Annotated in this window: 14 protein-coding genes; 8 read left to right on the top strand and 6 right to left on the bottom strand. The window is 65.2% G+C overall.

The features are described from left to right. Positions 1-126: 126 nt before the first annotated feature. A complete protein-coding gene (locus IQ16_RS16415; protein ID WP_018642450.1) occupies positions 127-2,448 on the bottom strand; it encodes a GumC family protein in 2,322 nt (773 codons plus the stop codon). Positions 2,449-2,650: 202 nt separating this feature from the next. On the opposite strand from IQ16_RS16415, the gene IQ16_RS16410 reads away from it, so the two are divergent. The 3 genes from IQ16_RS16410 to IQ16_RS16400 all read left to right on the top strand — a co-directional run bounded on the left by IQ16_RS16410 (position 2,651) and on the right by IQ16_RS16400 (position 6,892). Next, the gene (locus IQ16_RS16410; protein WP_026311900.1) at positions 2,651-3,784 is read left to right on the top strand and encodes a glycosyltransferase family 4 protein; all 1,134 of its coding nucleotides are present in this window, start codon (positions 2,651-2,653) and stop codon (positions 3,782-3,784) included. Positions 3,785-3,903: 119 nt separating this feature from the next. Next, a complete protein-coding gene (locus IQ16_RS16405; protein WP_026311901.1) occupies positions 3,904-5,454 on the top strand; it encodes an undecaprenyl-phosphate glucose phosphotransferase in 1,551 nt (516 codons plus the stop codon). Between the two features lie 190 nt (positions 5,455-5,644). After that, positions 5,645-6,892, top strand: coding sequence for an O-antigen ligase family protein (locus IQ16_RS16400; protein WP_018642452.1), 1,248 nt, complete (start codon positions 5,645-5,647; stop codon positions 6,890-6,892). Here IQ16_RS16400 and IQ16_RS16395 read toward each other — a convergent pair. After that, positions 6,870-7,337 carry a MarR family winged helix-turn-helix transcriptional regulator gene (locus IQ16_RS16395; RefSeq protein ID WP_051122964.1) on the bottom strand — a complete coding sequence of 156 codons (468 nt, stop codon included), beginning with the start codon at positions 7,335-7,337 and terminating at the stop codon, positions 6,870-6,872. The genes IQ16_RS16400 and IQ16_RS16395 overlap by 23 nt on opposite strands. A 147-nt stretch (positions 7,338-7,484) precedes the next feature. Between IQ16_RS16395 and IQ16_RS16390 the strand changes: the two genes are divergently transcribed. Then, entirely contained in the window at positions 7,485-8,681 is a 1,197-nt protein-coding gene (locus tag IQ16_RS16390; RefSeq protein ID WP_018642454.1) for an FAD-dependent monooxygenase, read from the top strand. Between the two features lie 116 nt (positions 8,682-8,797). Here the strand turns inward: IQ16_RS16390 and IQ16_RS16385 are convergent, their stop codons facing one another. From IQ16_RS16385 to IQ16_RS16375, 3 genes are read right to left on the bottom strand one after another with little or no spacing between them, the layout of a single operon-like run. Beyond that, positions 8,798-9,976 (bottom strand): saccharopine dehydrogenase family protein, encoded by a 1,179-nt coding sequence (locus tag IQ16_RS16385; protein WP_018642455.1) that lies wholly within the window; start codon positions 9,974-9,976, stop codon positions 8,798-8,800. 9 nt (positions 9,977-9,985) lie between these two features. Next, positions 9,986-10,768 (bottom strand): DUF169 domain-containing protein, encoded by a 783-nt coding sequence (locus IQ16_RS16380; RefSeq protein ID WP_018642456.1) that lies wholly within the window; start codon positions 10,766-10,768, stop codon positions 9,986-9,988. Between the two features lie 59 nt (positions 10,769-10,827). Beyond that, entirely contained in the window at positions 10,828-11,544 is a 717-nt protein-coding gene (locus IQ16_RS16375; RefSeq protein ID WP_244635726.1) for a YdcF family protein, read from the bottom strand. A 219-nt stretch (positions 11,545-11,763) separates the two neighbouring features. Between IQ16_RS16375 and IQ16_RS16370 the strand changes: the two genes are divergently transcribed. From IQ16_RS16370 to IQ16_RS16360, 3 genes are all read left to right on the top strand, one after another. Beyond that, on the top strand, positions 11,764-12,705 hold the full coding sequence (locus IQ16_RS16370) for an acetamidase/formamidase family protein (RefSeq protein WP_018642457.1): 942 nt from the start codon (positions 11,764-11,766) through the stop codon (positions 12,703-12,705). A 199-nt stretch (positions 12,706-12,904) separates the two neighbouring features. Then, on the top strand, positions 12,905-13,102 hold the full coding sequence (locus IQ16_RS16365) for a hypothetical protein (RefSeq protein ID WP_007603456.1): 198 nt from the start codon (positions 12,905-12,907) through the stop codon (positions 13,100-13,102). A 72-nt stretch (positions 13,103-13,174) separates the two neighbouring features. Further along, a complete protein-coding gene (locus IQ16_RS16360; RefSeq protein WP_018642458.1) occupies positions 13,175-13,654 on the top strand; it encodes a GcrA family cell cycle regulator in 480 nt (159 codons plus the stop codon). 276 nt (positions 13,655-13,930) lie between these two features. Here the strand turns inward: IQ16_RS16360 and IQ16_RS16355 are convergent, their stop codons facing one another. Beyond that, positions 13,931-15,487, bottom strand: coding sequence for a porin (locus IQ16_RS16355; RefSeq protein ID WP_018642459.1), 1,557 nt, complete (start codon positions 15,485-15,487; stop codon positions 13,931-13,933). Positions 15,488-15,894: 407 nt separating this feature from the next. Here IQ16_RS16355 and IQ16_RS16350 point away from each other — a divergent pair, with 407 nt between their 5' ends. Further along, positions 15,895-16,401 (top strand): MarR family winged helix-turn-helix transcriptional regulator, encoded by a 507-nt coding sequence (locus tag IQ16_RS16350; RefSeq protein ID WP_026311904.1) that lies wholly within the window; start codon positions 15,895-15,897, stop codon positions 16,399-16,401. The last annotated feature ends 13 nt before the right edge of the window (positions 16,402-16,414 follow it).

The following is a 16,414-nucleotide window of genomic DNA, read 5'->3' as shown; positions in this document are numbered from 1 at the left end:
GCGTGCCCACCATCTGCCGCGATCGTCGAAAGGTGGTGGGCACGGCGCAAGTGCGCCTTTGCCCACCCTACGATTCCGGACTCGCGGAGAGATAGCCTTCACCCGTCTCGCGCAAGGAGAGAGGGCCTACGCCGCCACCACGCGCAGCGTCTCTGCCGCATCCGACGCCTGCACGGGCTTGCTCAGCATCGTCACCTCGCTGAAGCCAACGGCCTTCAGCTGCTCGCACATCAGCGTGCGCGCATCCGCCGTCATCGACGCATCCGGAACCACGACGGCGCGGGCATGCGCCGTCAGCAGGTCGGCCGGAAGGTCGGAAGCACCGCCGGCATCAAGCAGCACATGATCGTAGGCACGGAGCAGCGCGTCGATCGCAAGGCCCACGCGCGGCGATTGCAGCAGGCTGCGGTCGAAGCCGGGACGTCCGGCCAGGACCAGATGCAGCCGCGAGAGCTTGTCGCGGGTGATGACCTCTGCGAACGAGGCTTCGCCCTGCATCAGCTCGGCAAGGCCGGGCGCGGAGGCGTCGACCGACACGGCGGCGATGGTCGGCGAGGACGCAGCGAGATCGACCACGACGACGCGCGCGTCGCGCGCCAGATGCCGGGCCAGCGTCAGCGCCGATAGCGTGACGGCTTCGCCCGAGGCGGTGCCGAGCACCGTGACCTTCTTCGCCGCCGCGCCCGCGGCACGCAGGCTGGCCGCCAGATGCTCGATCTCGGCGAATTCGGCGACAACGGCACCGGCCGTCATCTCCGGCTGAAGCGGCGCCGGCTCTTCGATGACCGGCTCGACGAAGGGCTCGACCACCGGCTGGACCGCCGGCTGGACCAATGGCTCCTGGCGAACCGCCGCCTGCGTTTGCGGCGCCGCCGGCGCCGGGGTGAAGACAGCCACCGCGCGCGGCGCGGTCTGGCGTAGCAGTTCGCCGGTGACGACGACGCCCGACGAGAGCAGCAGCGTCGCGATCGTCGCGATCAGCACGATCGGCAGCTTCTTCGGATAGGCCGGCGTATTGGAGACGATGGCGCGGGAGATGATGCGGCCATCGGTCGGCGCGGTGTCGATGGTCTCGCGGGTGTTGGCCTCGCGGTACTTGGCGAGATAGGTTTCCAGCAGGTCGCGCTGCGCCTTGGCTTCGCGCTCGAGCGCGCGCAGTTGCACGTCCTGCCCGTTGGTCGAGGTCGCCTGCTTCTTGAGCTGCTCGAGGCTCGCGGTCAGGCCGTCGACCCGGCTGCTGGCAATGCGCGCATCGTTTTCGAGCGAGCGGGAGATCTTCGCCGCCTCATCCCGGATCTGGTTGTCGAGGTCGCCGAGCTGCGCCTTCAGCTCCTTGATGCGCGGGTGGTTGCCGAGCAGCGTGGACGATTGTTCGGCGAGCTGCGCCCGCAACGTCACCCGCTGCTCCGACAATCGCCGCATCAGCTCGGAGTTCACCACTTCGGATGCCTCGATCGGCTTGCCGCTCTGGAGCATCTCCTTGATCAGCCGCGCCTTGGATTCCGCATCTGCCTTCATCGAGCGCGCATTGTTGAGCTGGGTGTTGACCTCGCCCATCTGCTGGTTCGACAGCGTGGTGTTGTTGGTGCCGACGAACAGGCTCGACTTGGACCGGAAGTCCTCGGCCTTGGCCTCGGCATCGGAGACCTTCTTGCGCAAATTGTCGATCTCGCCGGCCAGCCACTGGCTTGCGTTCTTGGCCTGGTCCTGGCGCGCACTCTGCTGCAGCACGAGATAACCTTCGGCGATCGAGTTGGCGACGCGCGCGGCAAGCTCCGGATCGGCGGACTGGAATTCGACCACGATGACGCGCGACTTGTCGACGGCGTAAGCCTGGAGCCGCTCGTAATAGGCATCCAGCACGCGCTCTTCCGGCGTCATCGAGAACGGATCGCGGCCGATGCCGACCAGGGCCGCCAGCGATTTCAGCGGCGAAATGCCTTGCAGCACCGGATCGAATTCGGGGCGTTCGGCCAGCTTGTTCTTCTTGATGATCTCGCGCGCGAGATCGCGCGACAGCACGAGCTGCACCTGGCTGGTGACGGCCTCGGCGTCGAGCGCCTGCCGCTCCTCGGTGCGGTCGCTGTTCGGGCGCAGGAACACGTTCTCGCGGCCGTCGATCAGGATGCGGGATTCCGACTTGTAGCGCGGCGTCACGAGGTTGACGACGGCGATGGACGCGACGAGCGCCAGCACCGTGGGCACGATGATCCAGCCGCGCTTGCGGGCGAGCGCGCCACCGAGCGCATGAAGATCGATATCACCGGATTCGCTTGCTGCCTGCTTCGCGACAACGGGCGCAGGCTTTGCTTCAACCTTGGCAGGTTCAGACTTGATGGATTCAGTCTTGGTAGCTTCGGCCTTGAGCGCGGCTTCGGCTTTGGACTTCGAAACAGCCCGCTCGACCACCGCCTTGTCCTTGCCGGCACGCCAGAACGCTAAACGCATCGAACACTCCCGCAGGGGCAACGCCACCAAGCTACCTCAACCGCAGCGATTACACTCCATTAAGGTTGCCGCTGGGTTAATCGCAGCATCCCGCGCCTTGTGCCCGAATATCCGTCATCGTTTGTTAACCACGAAGGCTCTTAATCCGTCTCGATATTTCCTGGAATTGTTCGGTACTCGCCGTCGAGCGCTGGTTTTGATCATGCCCCCCTCACCCGACCAGCCGCTTCGAATCCTGCACGCCGTGCGCGCTCCGGTCGGCGGCATCTTTCGCCATATCCTCGACGTCGCCAATGGCCAGGTCGACCGGGGCCATCATGTCGGTATCCTCGCCGACAGCCTCACCGGCGGCGAACGTGCCGACAAGGCGCTCGCCGAACTGGCGCCGCGGCTGAAGCTCGGCGTGTATCGCATGGCGATCCGCCGCGAGCCGTCGCCCGATGATTTCATGGTGTGGATGCGGATGCGGCGCCTCATCGCGAAGCTCAAGCCCGACGTCATGCACGGCCACGGCGCCAAGGCCGGCGCCTTCATCCGCATGCGGCGGCGCACCGACGACACCATCCGCATCTACACCCCGCATGGCGGCTCGCTGCACTATCCGCTCAACACCTTGAAGGGCGAGTTCTACGCGCGGCTCGAACGCTCGTTGATGGGCGCGACCGACCTGTTCCTGTTCGAGAGCGCCTTTGCCCGCGACACCTATCAGCGCATCGTCGGAACGCCCAAGGGCGTGGTGCATTGCGTCTTCAATGGCGTGACGCCGGAGGAATTCGAACCTGTCATCACCGCCGAGGATGCGACCGATCTCTGCTATGTCGGCGAGTTCAGGCACATCAAGGGCGCAGACCTGCTGGTTGATGCCGTGGCACGGCTGCGCGAAGGCGGCAAGAACGTCACGCTCACCCTCGGCGGCGACGGTGAGGAGACGGCGGCGCTGAAGGCGCAGGTCGAGAAGCTCGGCCTCGCGAGCACCATCCGCTTCATCGGCCACGTCAAGGCGCGCTACGGCTTCTCCAAGGGCCGGCTGCTGGTCGTTCCCTCGCGCGGCGATTCCATGCCCTATGTGGTGATCGAGGCAGGAGCGGCCGGCATTCCCATGATCGCCTCGAAGATCGGCGGCATCCCCGAAATCTTCGGCACCGACAGCCCCGCTTTGTTCGCGCCCAGCAATCCCGAGGCCATGGCCGAGGCGATCGCTGCGGCGCTGGACGATCCGCAAGCGACCGCGCAACGCGCGACGACCTTGCGCGAGCGGATCTCCGCGCATTTCTCCCAGCAGGCCATGGTCGACGGCGTGCTCGCGGGCTACCGCGACGCATTTGCCAATCATTAACCATCCTTAAGGCCGCTTTAGAAAATCTTCCGATTTGTTCGGTAATCGAGTGCCAGGGGATGCTTGCCCGGGGCCGCAAAGTCGCGACCTAAGGGTGCTTGGAATGGACGTGGACGCCCGTGGAACCGCTCAACGCACGCTCGATGCTCGATGCCGCGGCCAGCGCCGCGGCGAGGCCCGCTGATCAGCCCTTTGTGGAGCGCCGCCGCCGGCTCTCGCCCGCCGCGCTCGAGGTCGTCAACCAGAAGGTCGCCCGCGCCTATTCGCCGATCGTGATCACCGGCTTCGTCCGCCTCATTGACTTCGCGCTGCTGAGCCTCGTCGGCATCGCGGTCTATGTCGGCTATGTCATGCCGCTCGCCGGCGGCTTCAGCTGGGTCTATCCTGCGGAGATCGTGGCCGTCGCGGTCGCGGCCGTGGTCTGCTTCCAGGCTGCCGACATCTACCAGGTGCAGCTGTTCCGCGGACAGCTCCGGCAGATGACGCGGATGATCTCGTCCTGGTCGTTCGTCTTCCTGCTGTTCATCGGCGTCTCCTTCTTTGCCAAGTTCGGCAGCGAGATGTCGCGGCTGTGGCTCGCCGCCTTCTACTTCCTCGGGCTCGCCGCGCTGATCGCGGAGCGTCTGGTGCTGCGCTCGCTGGTGCGCGCCTGGGCGCGCGAGGGCCGGCTCGACCGCCGCACCATCATCGTCGGCTCCGATCGCAACGGCGAGCAGCTCGTCGAGGCGCTGAAGGCGCAGGACGATTCCGACATCCACGTGCTCGGCGTGTTCGACGACCGCAATGACAGCCGCGCGCTCGACACCTGCGCCGGCGCGCGCAAGCTCGGCAAGGTCGACGACATCGTCGAGTTTGCCCGCCGCACCCGCGTGGATCTCGTGCTGTTCGCGCTGCCGATCTCCGCGGAGACGCGCATCCTGGAGATGCTGAAGAAGCTCTGGGTGCTACCGGTCGACATCCGCCTCTCCGCGCACACCAACAAGCTGCGTTTCCGTCCCCGCTCCTATTCCTATCTCGGCGAGGTGCCGACGCTCGACGTGTTCGAGGCGCCGATCACCGACTGGGACCTGGTGATGAAATGGCTGTTCGACCGTGTCGTCGGCGGCATCGCACTGCTCGCGGCGCTGCCGATCATGGGACTGGTCGCGCTGGCCGTGAAGCTCGACAGCCCGGGTCCGGTGCTGTTCCGCCAGAAGCGGTTCGGCTTCAACAACGAGCGCATCGACGTCTACAAGTTCCGCTCGATGTACCACCACCAGGCCGACCCGACGGCGTCGAAGGTGGTTACCAAGAACGATCCGCGCGTCACCCGCGTCGGCCGCTTCATCCGCAAGACCAGCCTGGACGAGCTGCCGCAGCTCTTCAACGTGGTGTTCTCCGGCAATCTCTCTCTGGTCGGCCCGCGCCCGCATGCGGTGCAGGGTAAGCTCCAGAGCCGCCTGTTCGACGAAGCCGTCGACGGCTATTTCGCCCGCCACCGCGTCAAGCCCGGCATCTCCGGCTGGGCCCAGATCAACGGCTGGCGCGGCGAGATCGACAATGAAGAGAAGATCCAGAAGCGCGTCGAGTTCGACCTCTATTACATCGAGAACTGGTCGGTGCTGTTCGACCTCGTCATTCTCCTGAAGACGCCGATCTCGCTGCTGACCAAGAACGAGAACGCGTATTGAGTTTTGTCGTGCCCGAGCCCCAACTGTCATCGCCCGGCCCGACCGGGCGATCCAGTAATCACCGGCAGTGGGAACTGCCACGAACGGCTCGGAGTACTGGAGGCCCCGCCCCCCGTGCGCAATTGCGCACTAGGCGGGGCATGACGGCGGAAGTTGTGGCGTAGCAGTTGCGTAAGCGTATGAGCGTGTGATGGCATATGCGGCGACAGCCGGTGGAGTGAAATTGGCCGCACCGGCTGCGCCCGGCGTGCTGGCGCTCCAGCGCGCGCTGGTGTGGCTGGTCGGCGCCTCCGGCGCCATCGTCTTCATCGAGCCCAGCCCCTACGAGATCGCGACGCTGCTCGCCACCGTCACCTTCTTCGCCACCGGCCTGCGCCTGCGGCTCGTGCTGATGCCGCTGGTGCTGATGCTGGTCCTGCTCAATGTCGGCTATACCATCAGCGCGATCCCGCTGTTCGAGCAGCCCGAGGTGGTGAGCTGGATCGCGACGTCCTGGTACATGGCGGTGACCGTTGTGTTCTTCGCCATGGTCACGTCCGAGGACACCGCCGCCCGGCTCGACATGCTGCGCCGCGGCCTCGTGGTCGGCGCGATGATCGCCTCACTCCTGGCGGTCGCCGGCTACTTTCACCTCGTTCCCGGTGGCGACGATCTCCTCACGCTCTACGGCCGCGCGCGCGGCACGTTCAAGGACCCGAACGTGCTCGGCGCCTTCCTGATCCTGCCGGCGCTGTTCGCGCTGCAGAGCGTGGTCTCCGACAAGCTGGCTAAGGCCTTCCGCAACGTCATCGCCTTCGGCATCATGTCGCTGGCGATCCTGCTCGCGTTCTCGCGCGCCGCCTGGGGCGGGCTGGTGCTGACCTCCGCCTTCATGCTGGCGCTGATGGTGCTGACCAGCCGCACCAACGCGCAGCGCTCGCGCATCGTCATCATGGCGATCGTCGCCGCGGTGTTGGGCCTCGCGCTGATCGCGGTGCTGCTGTCATTCGATTCCACCGCCGAGATGTTCAAGCAGCGCGCGAGCTTCGATCAGAGCTATGACGAAGGCCGCTTCGGCCGGTTCGGCCGTCACATCCTGGGTGCGGAGATGGCGCTCGACCTGCCGTTCGGCATCGGCCCGCTGCAATTCCACCGCTACTTCCCCGAGGACACCCACAACTCCTACCTCAACGCCTTCATGTCCGGCGGCTGGCTCTCCGGCGTCTGCTATCCCGCGCTGGTCTTCACAACGGTGATCTTGGGCTTCAGGCACATCTTCGTCCGCGTGCCCTGGCAGCGCGCCTATCTCGCGATCTTCTCCGCCTTCGTCGGCACCGTCGGCGAAAGCTTCGTGATCGACACCGACCACTGGCGCCACTTCTGGATGATGCTCGGCGCGATGTGGGGCATGATCGCCGCCGCGCAAATCTACAAGGCTAGCGAAGCTTCTTCAGCTTGAGATCGGGACGCTTCTCCGGCGGCGTGTCGAGAAGACTCTTCAGCGCTTCGGTCGCCGCGAGCACGCCCTTGTAACCCTCATTGGCGAAGCGCAGCAGCAGGCGCAGCTCCTCGTCCGAATAGGCGCCGAACACCTTCTCCATCGCCTGCTGCATCGGCACGTAGAACTGGCCGATCTTCATGGCTGCCTCCGGCACGACGGCGATGAAGACCTTGCGGCGGTCCTTCTCGTCCCGCTCGCGGCGCACGAGGCCAGCCTTCTCGAGCCGGTCGATCACGCCGGTGATCGCGCCCGTCGTCAGGCCGGTGACCTCGGCGAGCCGGCCCGCGGTGACGCGGCCCTCGAGATAGAGGATGTCCATGCATTCGAGGTCGGAGTTGGCAATTCCGGCAACGTTCGCAACGGTTTGGCCATAGAGCACGCCCTGCGCGGAGGACCTGCGCATCGCCGCCTCGAGCTCCTGCAACAGCGCAGTTCGCGCCTTCGTCCTTGACAAGGTCGGCCTCTTATCTTACTCGACATATATCTTAGTCACTAAGAGATTTAGCGACCGTAATTTCTCCTAGCACCACGGAAACGTCGGGAGCAAGCCATGTCCTATCGTCCCCGCAAGGCCCTCATCATCGGTGCCGGCATCGCCGGGCCCGTCGCCGCGATCCTGCTCCGCCGCGCCGGCATCGAGTCCGCGCTCTACGAGGCGTGGCCCTACTCGAAGGGCATCGGCGGCGGCCTCCAGATCGCGCCGAACGGCATGCATGTGATGGACGAGATCGGGCTCGCAAACGAGCTGATCAGCCGCGGCTCGGTCGCGGAAGCCTTCGACTTCTATTCGCAGGGCGGCGAGAAGCTCGGCTCGATCAACCGCGACATGGCGCGGCGCTTCGGCCAGCCGGCCGTCAACATCTCCCGCGCGACGCTGAACGAGATCCTCATCGACAAGGCCTGGTGCGCCTGCGTCTCGCTCTATTTCGAGAAGCGCCTGATCAAGATCGAGGATCGCGGCGATCAGCCGATCATCGCCTATTTCGCCGACGGGACCACCGCCGAAGGCGATTTCCTGATCGGCGCCGACGGCGTGCACTCGGTCGTGCGCCGCCAGGTCGTGCCTGATGGGCCGCAGCCGTTCGACACCGGCCTGATCGGCTTCGGTGGCTTCGTGCCGCATGCCGTCCTTGAAGGCAGGCCGATCGGCCGGCATGTCGAGACGACATTCGGCCAGAGCGGCTTCTTCGGCTACGGCCATTGCAGCCCGGATCCGAACGACGGCGTGATGTGGTGGAGCACGCAGCCCGCGCACGGCATGGACGCGGCGATGTTCCGCGCGCTCGACCACGCGACGCTGAAGCAGCATCTGCGCGGCTTCCACCGCGGCTGGCACGATCCGATCCCTGATATCATCGAAGCGGCCGAGAACATCGTCGTCACCGACACGCTCGACGTCGCAACCCTGCCGACCTGGTCGCGCAAGCGCTCGCTGCTGATCGGCGATGCCGCGCATGCGACCAGCCCTCACGCCGGCCAGGGCGCCTCGCTCGCGCTGGAGGACGCGATGCGGCTCGCCCGCCTGATGCAGGAGGGCCAGGAGCTCGGCGCCACCTTCCAGGCCTTCGAGGCCGAACGCCGCCCGCGCACCGAGAAGATCGTCGCGATGGCCCGCCGCAACGGCAACAGCAAGCGCGAGTTCAGCGCCACCGGCGCGTGGATGCGCAATCAGATGCTGAAATGGCTGCTGCCGCTGGGCTCGAGGAGCATGGAGTTCATGTACGCGTATGATGCAAGGGCGGCGTAGCGGCACGAGCGGTGCCGTAGGGTGGACAAAGCGCTGCGTGCCCACCACTGAGAGATGGTGGGCACGGCGCGTTGCGCCTTTGCCCACCCTACGATGCCTCGCAAGCGGAAAGACCGCTACCCTTCCACCCTGAACGTCAGCCCCGCATTGTCCTGCAGCCGCTTGATCAGCTTGTGCTGCATCGCTGCGCCCGGCGTCCAGAAGCCGGCGGGAACATCGCTCGCATCACGCAGCAGGCAGATCGCGCATTCGGAGATCATCTTCGAGGTCGAGCCGTAGCCGGGATCGCGATCGCCGGTGACGCCGGCGCGGACCATGCGGCCGTCGGGCGCGATCGCGACATAGAGCAGATTGAAGAGACCGTTCTCGCGCTCCTCCTTCGACGGCCCCTCGCCCGGCTTCGGCGCATTCGGCCCGGTCTTCTCGGCGTTGGCCGCCATCACGCGCTTCGCGTTGGCCTCGCCCTTCTCGCCCGGACCGGTCAAAACCATCTCGTCGTAGACGAAGTCCTGGCCGTAGGGAAAGCCCATCAGCATGTTGGAGCGATGGACGTTGCGCGTGTTGATCAGCGCCATCATGAACGGCGCGGCCCAGGATTGCAGATCCTCCTCGAAGACCGCCCTGTTGCCCTTGGGTTGCTTCGGGCCGGTGAAGCCGGGCGTCAGCGCGAAGTAATCGTTGAGGATGGCGACGAGGCTGAGGTCCTTGGCGACGGCGTCGAAGGTCGCTTTCGCACTCGCCGCGGTGCCGCCTGACAGCGTGCCGCGCATGTCGCGCACGCGGCCTTTCACGCGGGCCGCCGGCGCGCCGAACAGGCGCTTTGCTTCCTCCTGCACGAAGAACGTGCCGAGCTCGAACGGCACGGAATCATAACCGCAGGAGAACACGATGCGCGCGCCGCTTGCCTTGGCCGCCGCACCGTATTTGTCGATCATCTGCCGCATCCACACCGGCTCGCCGCACAGATCGAAATAATCCGCGCCCGCCGCGACGCAGGCAGCTAACAGGTCCTCGCCGTAGAATTGATACGGACCGACCGTCGTGATCACCGACCTGGTCTGCGCCACCATCGCCTTCAGCGAGGCCGCGTCCGACGCATCGGCCACGATCAGCGGCGTGTCGGCGGGCGCGCCGATGGCGTCGCGCACCGCTTTCAGCTTGTCGAGGCTGCGGCCCGCCATCGCCCATTTGAGCGCCTTGTCGTCCTTGTAATGCGCCGCCAGATATTCGGCGACGAGCTGACCGGTGAAACCGGTCGCGCCGTAGACGACGATGTCGAATTTCGCAGAGCTCATGACTGGCCTTTACTTCTTCGCGTAGCTCACGCCCATGCCGGCACGGACGTCGCTTTGAATACCATAGGGCGGGATCGGATAGCGCAGGCCGTTCTTCGCCAGCGCCTTCATGCCCTCGATTGCCTTGGCGAGATGCGCTGGCTTGAGCGCCATCAGCATCTCCTCGTCCGGCACGCCGCCATAGCGCCGTTCGGCATAGCATGGCAAGGACAGGCTGGGCTCCCCGGTCTTGAGCGCCCGGCCCCAGGAATCCGCGCAGGCGGTCTCGCCGACCACGCCCCACTCGAATTTCCTGTAGCCGGTATATTGCAGCCCGTTGATCAGGATGATCATTTGCCCCGGCGTCGCGTAGACCAGGCAGATGTCGGGCGGATCGAGCCGGCCGCTCGTGAGCGGGCTGACCGCGAGCGCCTGATAGTGCCCGAACGGAACCACGTCCAGCGCCTCCTGGCGCTTGCGTGCGTCCTCCGCCGTGCCGTGCCAGACCCCGACATAGTTTTCGCCGGCGAGCCATTTGTCGTCCTGGGGGCTAAGCCCGATCACCGCGCGGCACTGGCTGCCTACCAAGTCGTCGGCGGTGATGCCGACGGTCCAGCCCAGACGCGCGGCCATGCTGACGATCTGGTCGGTGGTGTGGATCGCATTCGGCCGGCGGATCTTCGGGATCGCTTCCATCTCCGCTGCTTGAGCGAACAGCTTCATGCCGATCACCGTCGTCTTCAGCCGCAACAGGCTGTTGAGATCGGCAACGAGGCCGGCAAGATCGATCCTCTCCGCACTCTGCTGCTGCATCGCGTCCTCCCGGCCGGCGGTCGCGCGCCGGTGCTGTGTTCTTGTTGTGCGACCTCGTTCTAGTCCCTGCCCGGCCCCGGTAGCAACTCGCCGGTCCGGCCCAGGATGCGGTACGTCAGAAGACCGATCCATTCGCGCATGGCGACATCGGTCCTGCCGAGACCCTCCTTGCCGATATGGGTGAACGCGAAGAGATCGTCGCGCCCGCCCATCCGCCAGTCCACCGGATAGGCCTCGACGTCAAATCCGGCCTTGTGAAAGATCCCCATCGCGCGCGGCATGTGGAACGCCGAGGTCACCAGCAGCCAGCGCTCGCCCGGCTTCGGCGACACCAATTGCCTGGTGAAGACCGCATTCTCCCAGGTGTTGCGCGAGTCCCGTTCGACGATCAGGCGCTCCTTCGGGATGCCGAGGCTTTCCAGGATCGGCGCGGAGTAGTCGGCCTCTTTCGCATCGGTGGAGACCAGGTTCGCCGAGCCCCCGGTGAAGACGATGCGCGCATTCGGATAGCGGCGCGCGAGCTCGGCCGGTGCCAGCATGCGATCGGCAGCGGAGGCGACCACCGGCGTGCGATGCGCGGCCGACAGATCGGTGTCGACGGAGCCGCCGAGCACGATGATGCCGTCGGGCGCGCCCCGCGACGGGTCCCACTTCGGATAGCGCGACTCCAGCGGATAAAGCAGCAGGTTGCCCAGCGGGGAGAATGCGGCCAGCGCCAGCAGGATCAGCGTGGTCACCGCGAGCTTGCGGCCGAGCGCGGCAAAGCGCGTCAGCATCAGCACCAGCGACAGGATGCCGAGCTCGACCAGGAGATTGATCGGCAGCAGCGCCGTGCCGATTGTCTTGGACAGGACGAAATACAGGGGAGCCTCGCTCGAATGACCGTGCCATGCGCGGGCTTGACCAGCCGGCCCATGATTGGAAATCTTCTTGAAAGAGGATCGCTCGCCGGGTCAAGCCCGGGCGTGACGAGCAAACCGATTGGACCGCCGCAAATGACCCATCACCACCTGCATTCCAGCCCCGAGACCTGTCATTGGGGCTTCTTCGAAGCCAAGCTCAAGCCTGTCCTCACCATCAAGAGCGGCGACGAGGTGACGGTCGACACCATCAGCGGCGGCCCGGACATGCTGCCCGACCGCGACAAGTTTCACATTCCGCCCGAGATGCACGAGGTTCACGCGCGGTCCGAGCGCATGCTGCCCGGCCACATCCTCACCGGACCGATCGCGGTCGAGGGCGCCGAGCCCGGCGACGTGCTCGCGGTCGAGATCCTCGACGTCCAGCTCCGGCAGGACTGGGGCTGGAACATGATCAAGCCGCTGTCCGGCACCCTGCCCGACGATTTCCACGAGACACGCATCCTCAACATCCCGCTGGACCGCTCGCGGATGGTCGGCCGCATGCCATGGGGCCTCGACCTGCCGCTCAAGCCGTTCTTCGGCGTGATGGGCGTCTCGCCGCCACCGAGCTGGGGCCGCATCTCCTCGCTGGTCCCGCGCGCCATGGGCGGCAATCTCGACAACAAGGAGCTCGGTGCCGGTGCGACGCTCTATCTGCCGGTGTTCGTCCCCGGCGCGATGTTCTCCTGCGGCGACGGCCATGGCGTGCAGGGCGACGGCGAGGTCTGCGTCACCGCGATCGAGACCGCACTGCAAGGCCGCTTCCGCCTGACGCTGCGCAAGGACCTCAAGCTCGACTATCCCCGTGCCGAAACGGCGACGCACTACATGACCATGGCGATGGACCCCGACCTCGACCAGTGCGCCGTGCGCGCGCTGCGCGACATGATTGCCCTGCTCGGCGAAACGCGAAACCTGTCGCGCGAGGACGCCTACACCCTGTGCAGCCTGGCGGCCGATCTGCGGGTGACCCAGACCGTCAACGGCTCCAAAGGCATCCATTGCATGATCGAAAAGGCCATCGTGCACGGCTGAGCCGGCCCGCACCTTCCGACCTCTAGACGCCACGCCGCCGCGCCGGTTTCCGCGCGGCGCGTCGTTGCTCGCCCGATTTCGCGAGCGATTCCAATGCACTGCGCTACGAATCGTGAACGTATTGACTTCCACCCCCGACCCTAAATAGAGTCTTAATCGTTACTTTTATGTACCCGAGTAAGAGGCTAGCGTTCGGGCCATGGCCACCGAAAAAGCCGAGACTGACCGCATTCCCGTAACCTTGGCGCTCTCGACCATCACCTATCTGGAGAAACTGGTGAGACAGGGCACCCACGGCACCAGCGTTCCCGGCGTCGCACGAACCCTGATCGAGGAAGGCATCCGTCTCGCCATCAAGGACGGACTTCTGTCGATTCGCGACAATGGCAGGACGTGAGCGCGCGCCGGACGTGAAGCGGACGGATCTTGCGATGCGGATGGCCGACATCTGCAACCTGGGACCGTTACAATGCCTGTTCTCTCACCAACCTGGACTGACGAACGAATTGAACTTCTGAAGCAGCACTTCGAGGCCGGCCTCTCCTGCCGCGAGATCGCCGCCGACATCGGCGTCAGCCGCAATGCGGTCATCGGCAAGCTGTCGCGGCTCAATCTGACGCGCAGCCGCGCGGTCGAAGACCGCAGGCTCGAGCGCAGCCTCGCGCCGCCGGCCCGCGCGACACGAGCGGTGCCGCGGCTGCAATACGAGATGCTCGCGACGATCTACGGCGAGACCGACGCGCCCGTCGTCGTCGGCCCCATCGACGACGCCAATCGCTGCTCGCTGCTGGAACTGTCCGAGAACTGCTGCCGCTGGCCGATCTCGAGCCCGGGCGAAGAGGATTTCTGTTTCTGCGGCAACGCCGCGCCCGACGGCCAGCCCTATTGCGCCGGTCACAGCCGCCTCGCCTACCGGCCGAACTCGCGCGCCCGCGTGATGCGCGGCTAGCGTCTTGCTTGACGCGAACCTTGCTCCAAAAAGAAAAACCTCCGGCGGGGCATCACCGGAGGTTCCTGGAGGCTTAGCGTGAAGCTAAGAGCCGCAACTTTCGTATTTGGCTGAAAGCTATATAGCTGATTAACTCAGGTAAGTAAATAAGTTTGAGGCGAGCTAATCGCATGGCTCGTCTTCGTCCACGGCAGAGGCCGGATTTTCCGAAAGCCTGTTCAAGAAAAAGCCCCGGCGGTTTCCCGCCGGGGCTTCATCAAGTTCGATGGACCAACCTTACCAGTTGCGCTGGGCGCGCAGCAGCAGGCTGTAGGTGTCCTGGTCCTTCAGCTCGTACGTGGCCGCAGGTTTGGCAACGCTCGTGAGCGCCGGCGTCGTGATCACGCCCGAGTACTTCTGGTCGAGGTGGCTGTAGGTGAAGTCAGCCGAGAAGGTCAGGTTCTTCACCGGCGTCCAGCGGGTGATGACACCCACCTGGCCGATGTTGAAGTCCGGGTTGCAGGCGCCGGTCAGGGTCGCGAACGCAGCACTGCTGCAGATCATGCTCTTGGCCGTACCGCTGTAGTTGACGGCGGCCCACGCACCGTAGAGCGCCGTGTTCCAGTATGGGCTCCAGTTGTGGGTGTAGGCACCACGGAAGCCGTAGGTCTTGGTCAGCTCGAGGCCGCCGCCGGGGCCGTACACCGCATCAGACACGCCAGCGAAGCCGATGCTCTGATACGCGCCGCTGGAGCTGCCGAACATCGAGTAGCTGGTCGCAGCCAGCTCCTGGAAGTTGTAGCGGCTCGCGCCCTCGGTGTAGACGCCCGAGACGTTGATCACGTCGCCGGCACCGGTCGGGATGTTCTTGATCTGCAAGGCAAGCTGGACGGCCCAGCCCCACTTGTCTTCCGGATGGCCGGTGACTTCGGTCGCGCCGTAGTAACCGACATGGTTGTCGTGCGCAGCCACCGACGCCTGGAACAGACCCCAGGCCTGGTCGACACGGACCATGCCGACGAGGTCGGGAGACCGGGTGCCGCCGATGGCGTTCGAGCCGTACGCACCGCCAAGGACGTTGGCGGTGGTCATGCCCGCGGTGTTCCAGAGGTTGGTCGTGAAGACCTGCGTCTGGTCCTGCGCCGAGAACGCCGCCGTCACGCCCTGGCCGAAATCGGCCGTGTAGGTGAACTGGGTGACGCCGTTGGTGGTGCCGCTGCCGCCGACGAGTTGGTCGAAGTTGTTGCCCGGATAGTTGATCCAGGGCGCGTCGAACTGCGACACGGCCTTACCCATGGTGAAGCCGGCGAACTGGATGAAGGCGTAGTAGACGCCGAGCGCGCCGCCCGAGAGGTTGCCGTCGGTGCCGTTGACGTTGCCGCTGCCCGAGCCGACGAGGCCGGTGCCCGCGGCGTTGAGGCCGAGCGTGCCGCTGTACTGGGTCGCGCCCGTGCCGCTGCCTGCGCCGACATAGTTGCCGGTCGTCCAGGTAAAGACCGCATCGAAATAGGTGCGGACCACGCCGTACTCGGTCGCGGTGCGCGTGTCGATGTTGAGATCTTCACGAGCACGCATCGAGTAGTAGTTCGTCAGGCGGTTGTTCGCCGCGAACACGCCGTTGTACTGGGCGCTGTAGTTGCCGCCGGCATTGAGCGCGACTTCGGCACGCAGATAGCCGCCGAGCTTGATGCAGGTATCGCTGCCCGGGATGTAGTAGAAGCCCGCGCCGTAGAGCGTGCAGATCTTCACGTACTCGACCGCCTTGGCCTTGACCGGAAGATCGGCCGCCTGGGCTCCGCCGACGGCGATCAGAACCGCCGAAGTGCCGAGCAAAAGGCTCTTCACCATTTTCATTTAAAACCTCCAAGTTGCTCATTTTACGGAGACTGGACCGTGAGGCCCCCCAGATCCCCGTCTCTTCAAATCCGCTCGGCCGCTTCGCGCTTTCGGACACACCCGCTTTCGACGCGAGGGACGTGAGCGAACCACCTGCAACGGGACGATCGAGTACCCCCCACCGTCGGTGAGCAATATGCCTGCGCCGTTCCACTAATCAAAATAGTTTATTTGATAAGCTTTCTGGTTTCACTAAACCTGTGCCCCGGGCGCAACACCCGGGCCGGGGGAATATGCTGACCGGCTCATCTTTGTAGTTTTAGTGACAAAATTACCCTGCTCTGCACTTGCGTCAGGGCAGGCTTGCGTGGACTATGCCCCGCCACGAACACCGGCCTGAAGAATCATTTCACGGGAGTGATGCTGTGTCCGCGACGAGGAAAGAAGGAGCGCGCCTGCGCTCCATCGGCAATCTGGATATCATCAGGCGCTTCACCTGGGAGATATCCTCGATCAACATGTATCTGGAGGAGCTGCGTCAGTTCTGGGCGAGAACGCTCGGCATCAGCGGCCCGCAATGGTTGATCCTGATGGCGATCTCCGACCTCGACAAGGACGACGGCGTGCCCGTCAACGTGGTCTCCAAGCTGCTCCACGTCGATCCCTCCTTCGTCACCACGCAGTCCAAGCTGCTGGAAAAGAAGGGCCTGCTGCGCCGGCGGCCCTCGCCGACCGACGCCCGCGTCGTGCGGCTGTCCCTGGTCGACAAGACCCAGAAGCACATTGCGAGCCTCAACGAGCAGTACAAGACGATCCGCGAATTCGTCTTCCAGGAGTTCGACGAGAACGAGCTGACGGAATTCACCACCAAGCTGGCGACGCTGAAGACCCGGCTGGAGAAGGCCTGCGTCAGGATCTCGCTGGATTTCTGAGAGCCGAGGTCGC

Source organism: Bradyrhizobium huanghuaihaiense, assembly GCF_007830635.1.
Classification (GTDB): domain Bacteria; phylum Pseudomonadota; class Alphaproteobacteria; order Rhizobiales; family Xanthobacteraceae; genus Bradyrhizobium; species Bradyrhizobium huanghuaihaiense.
Note: the sequence above shows the minus strand (reverse complement) of the source record. Positions and strands in the feature narration are given on the sequence as shown.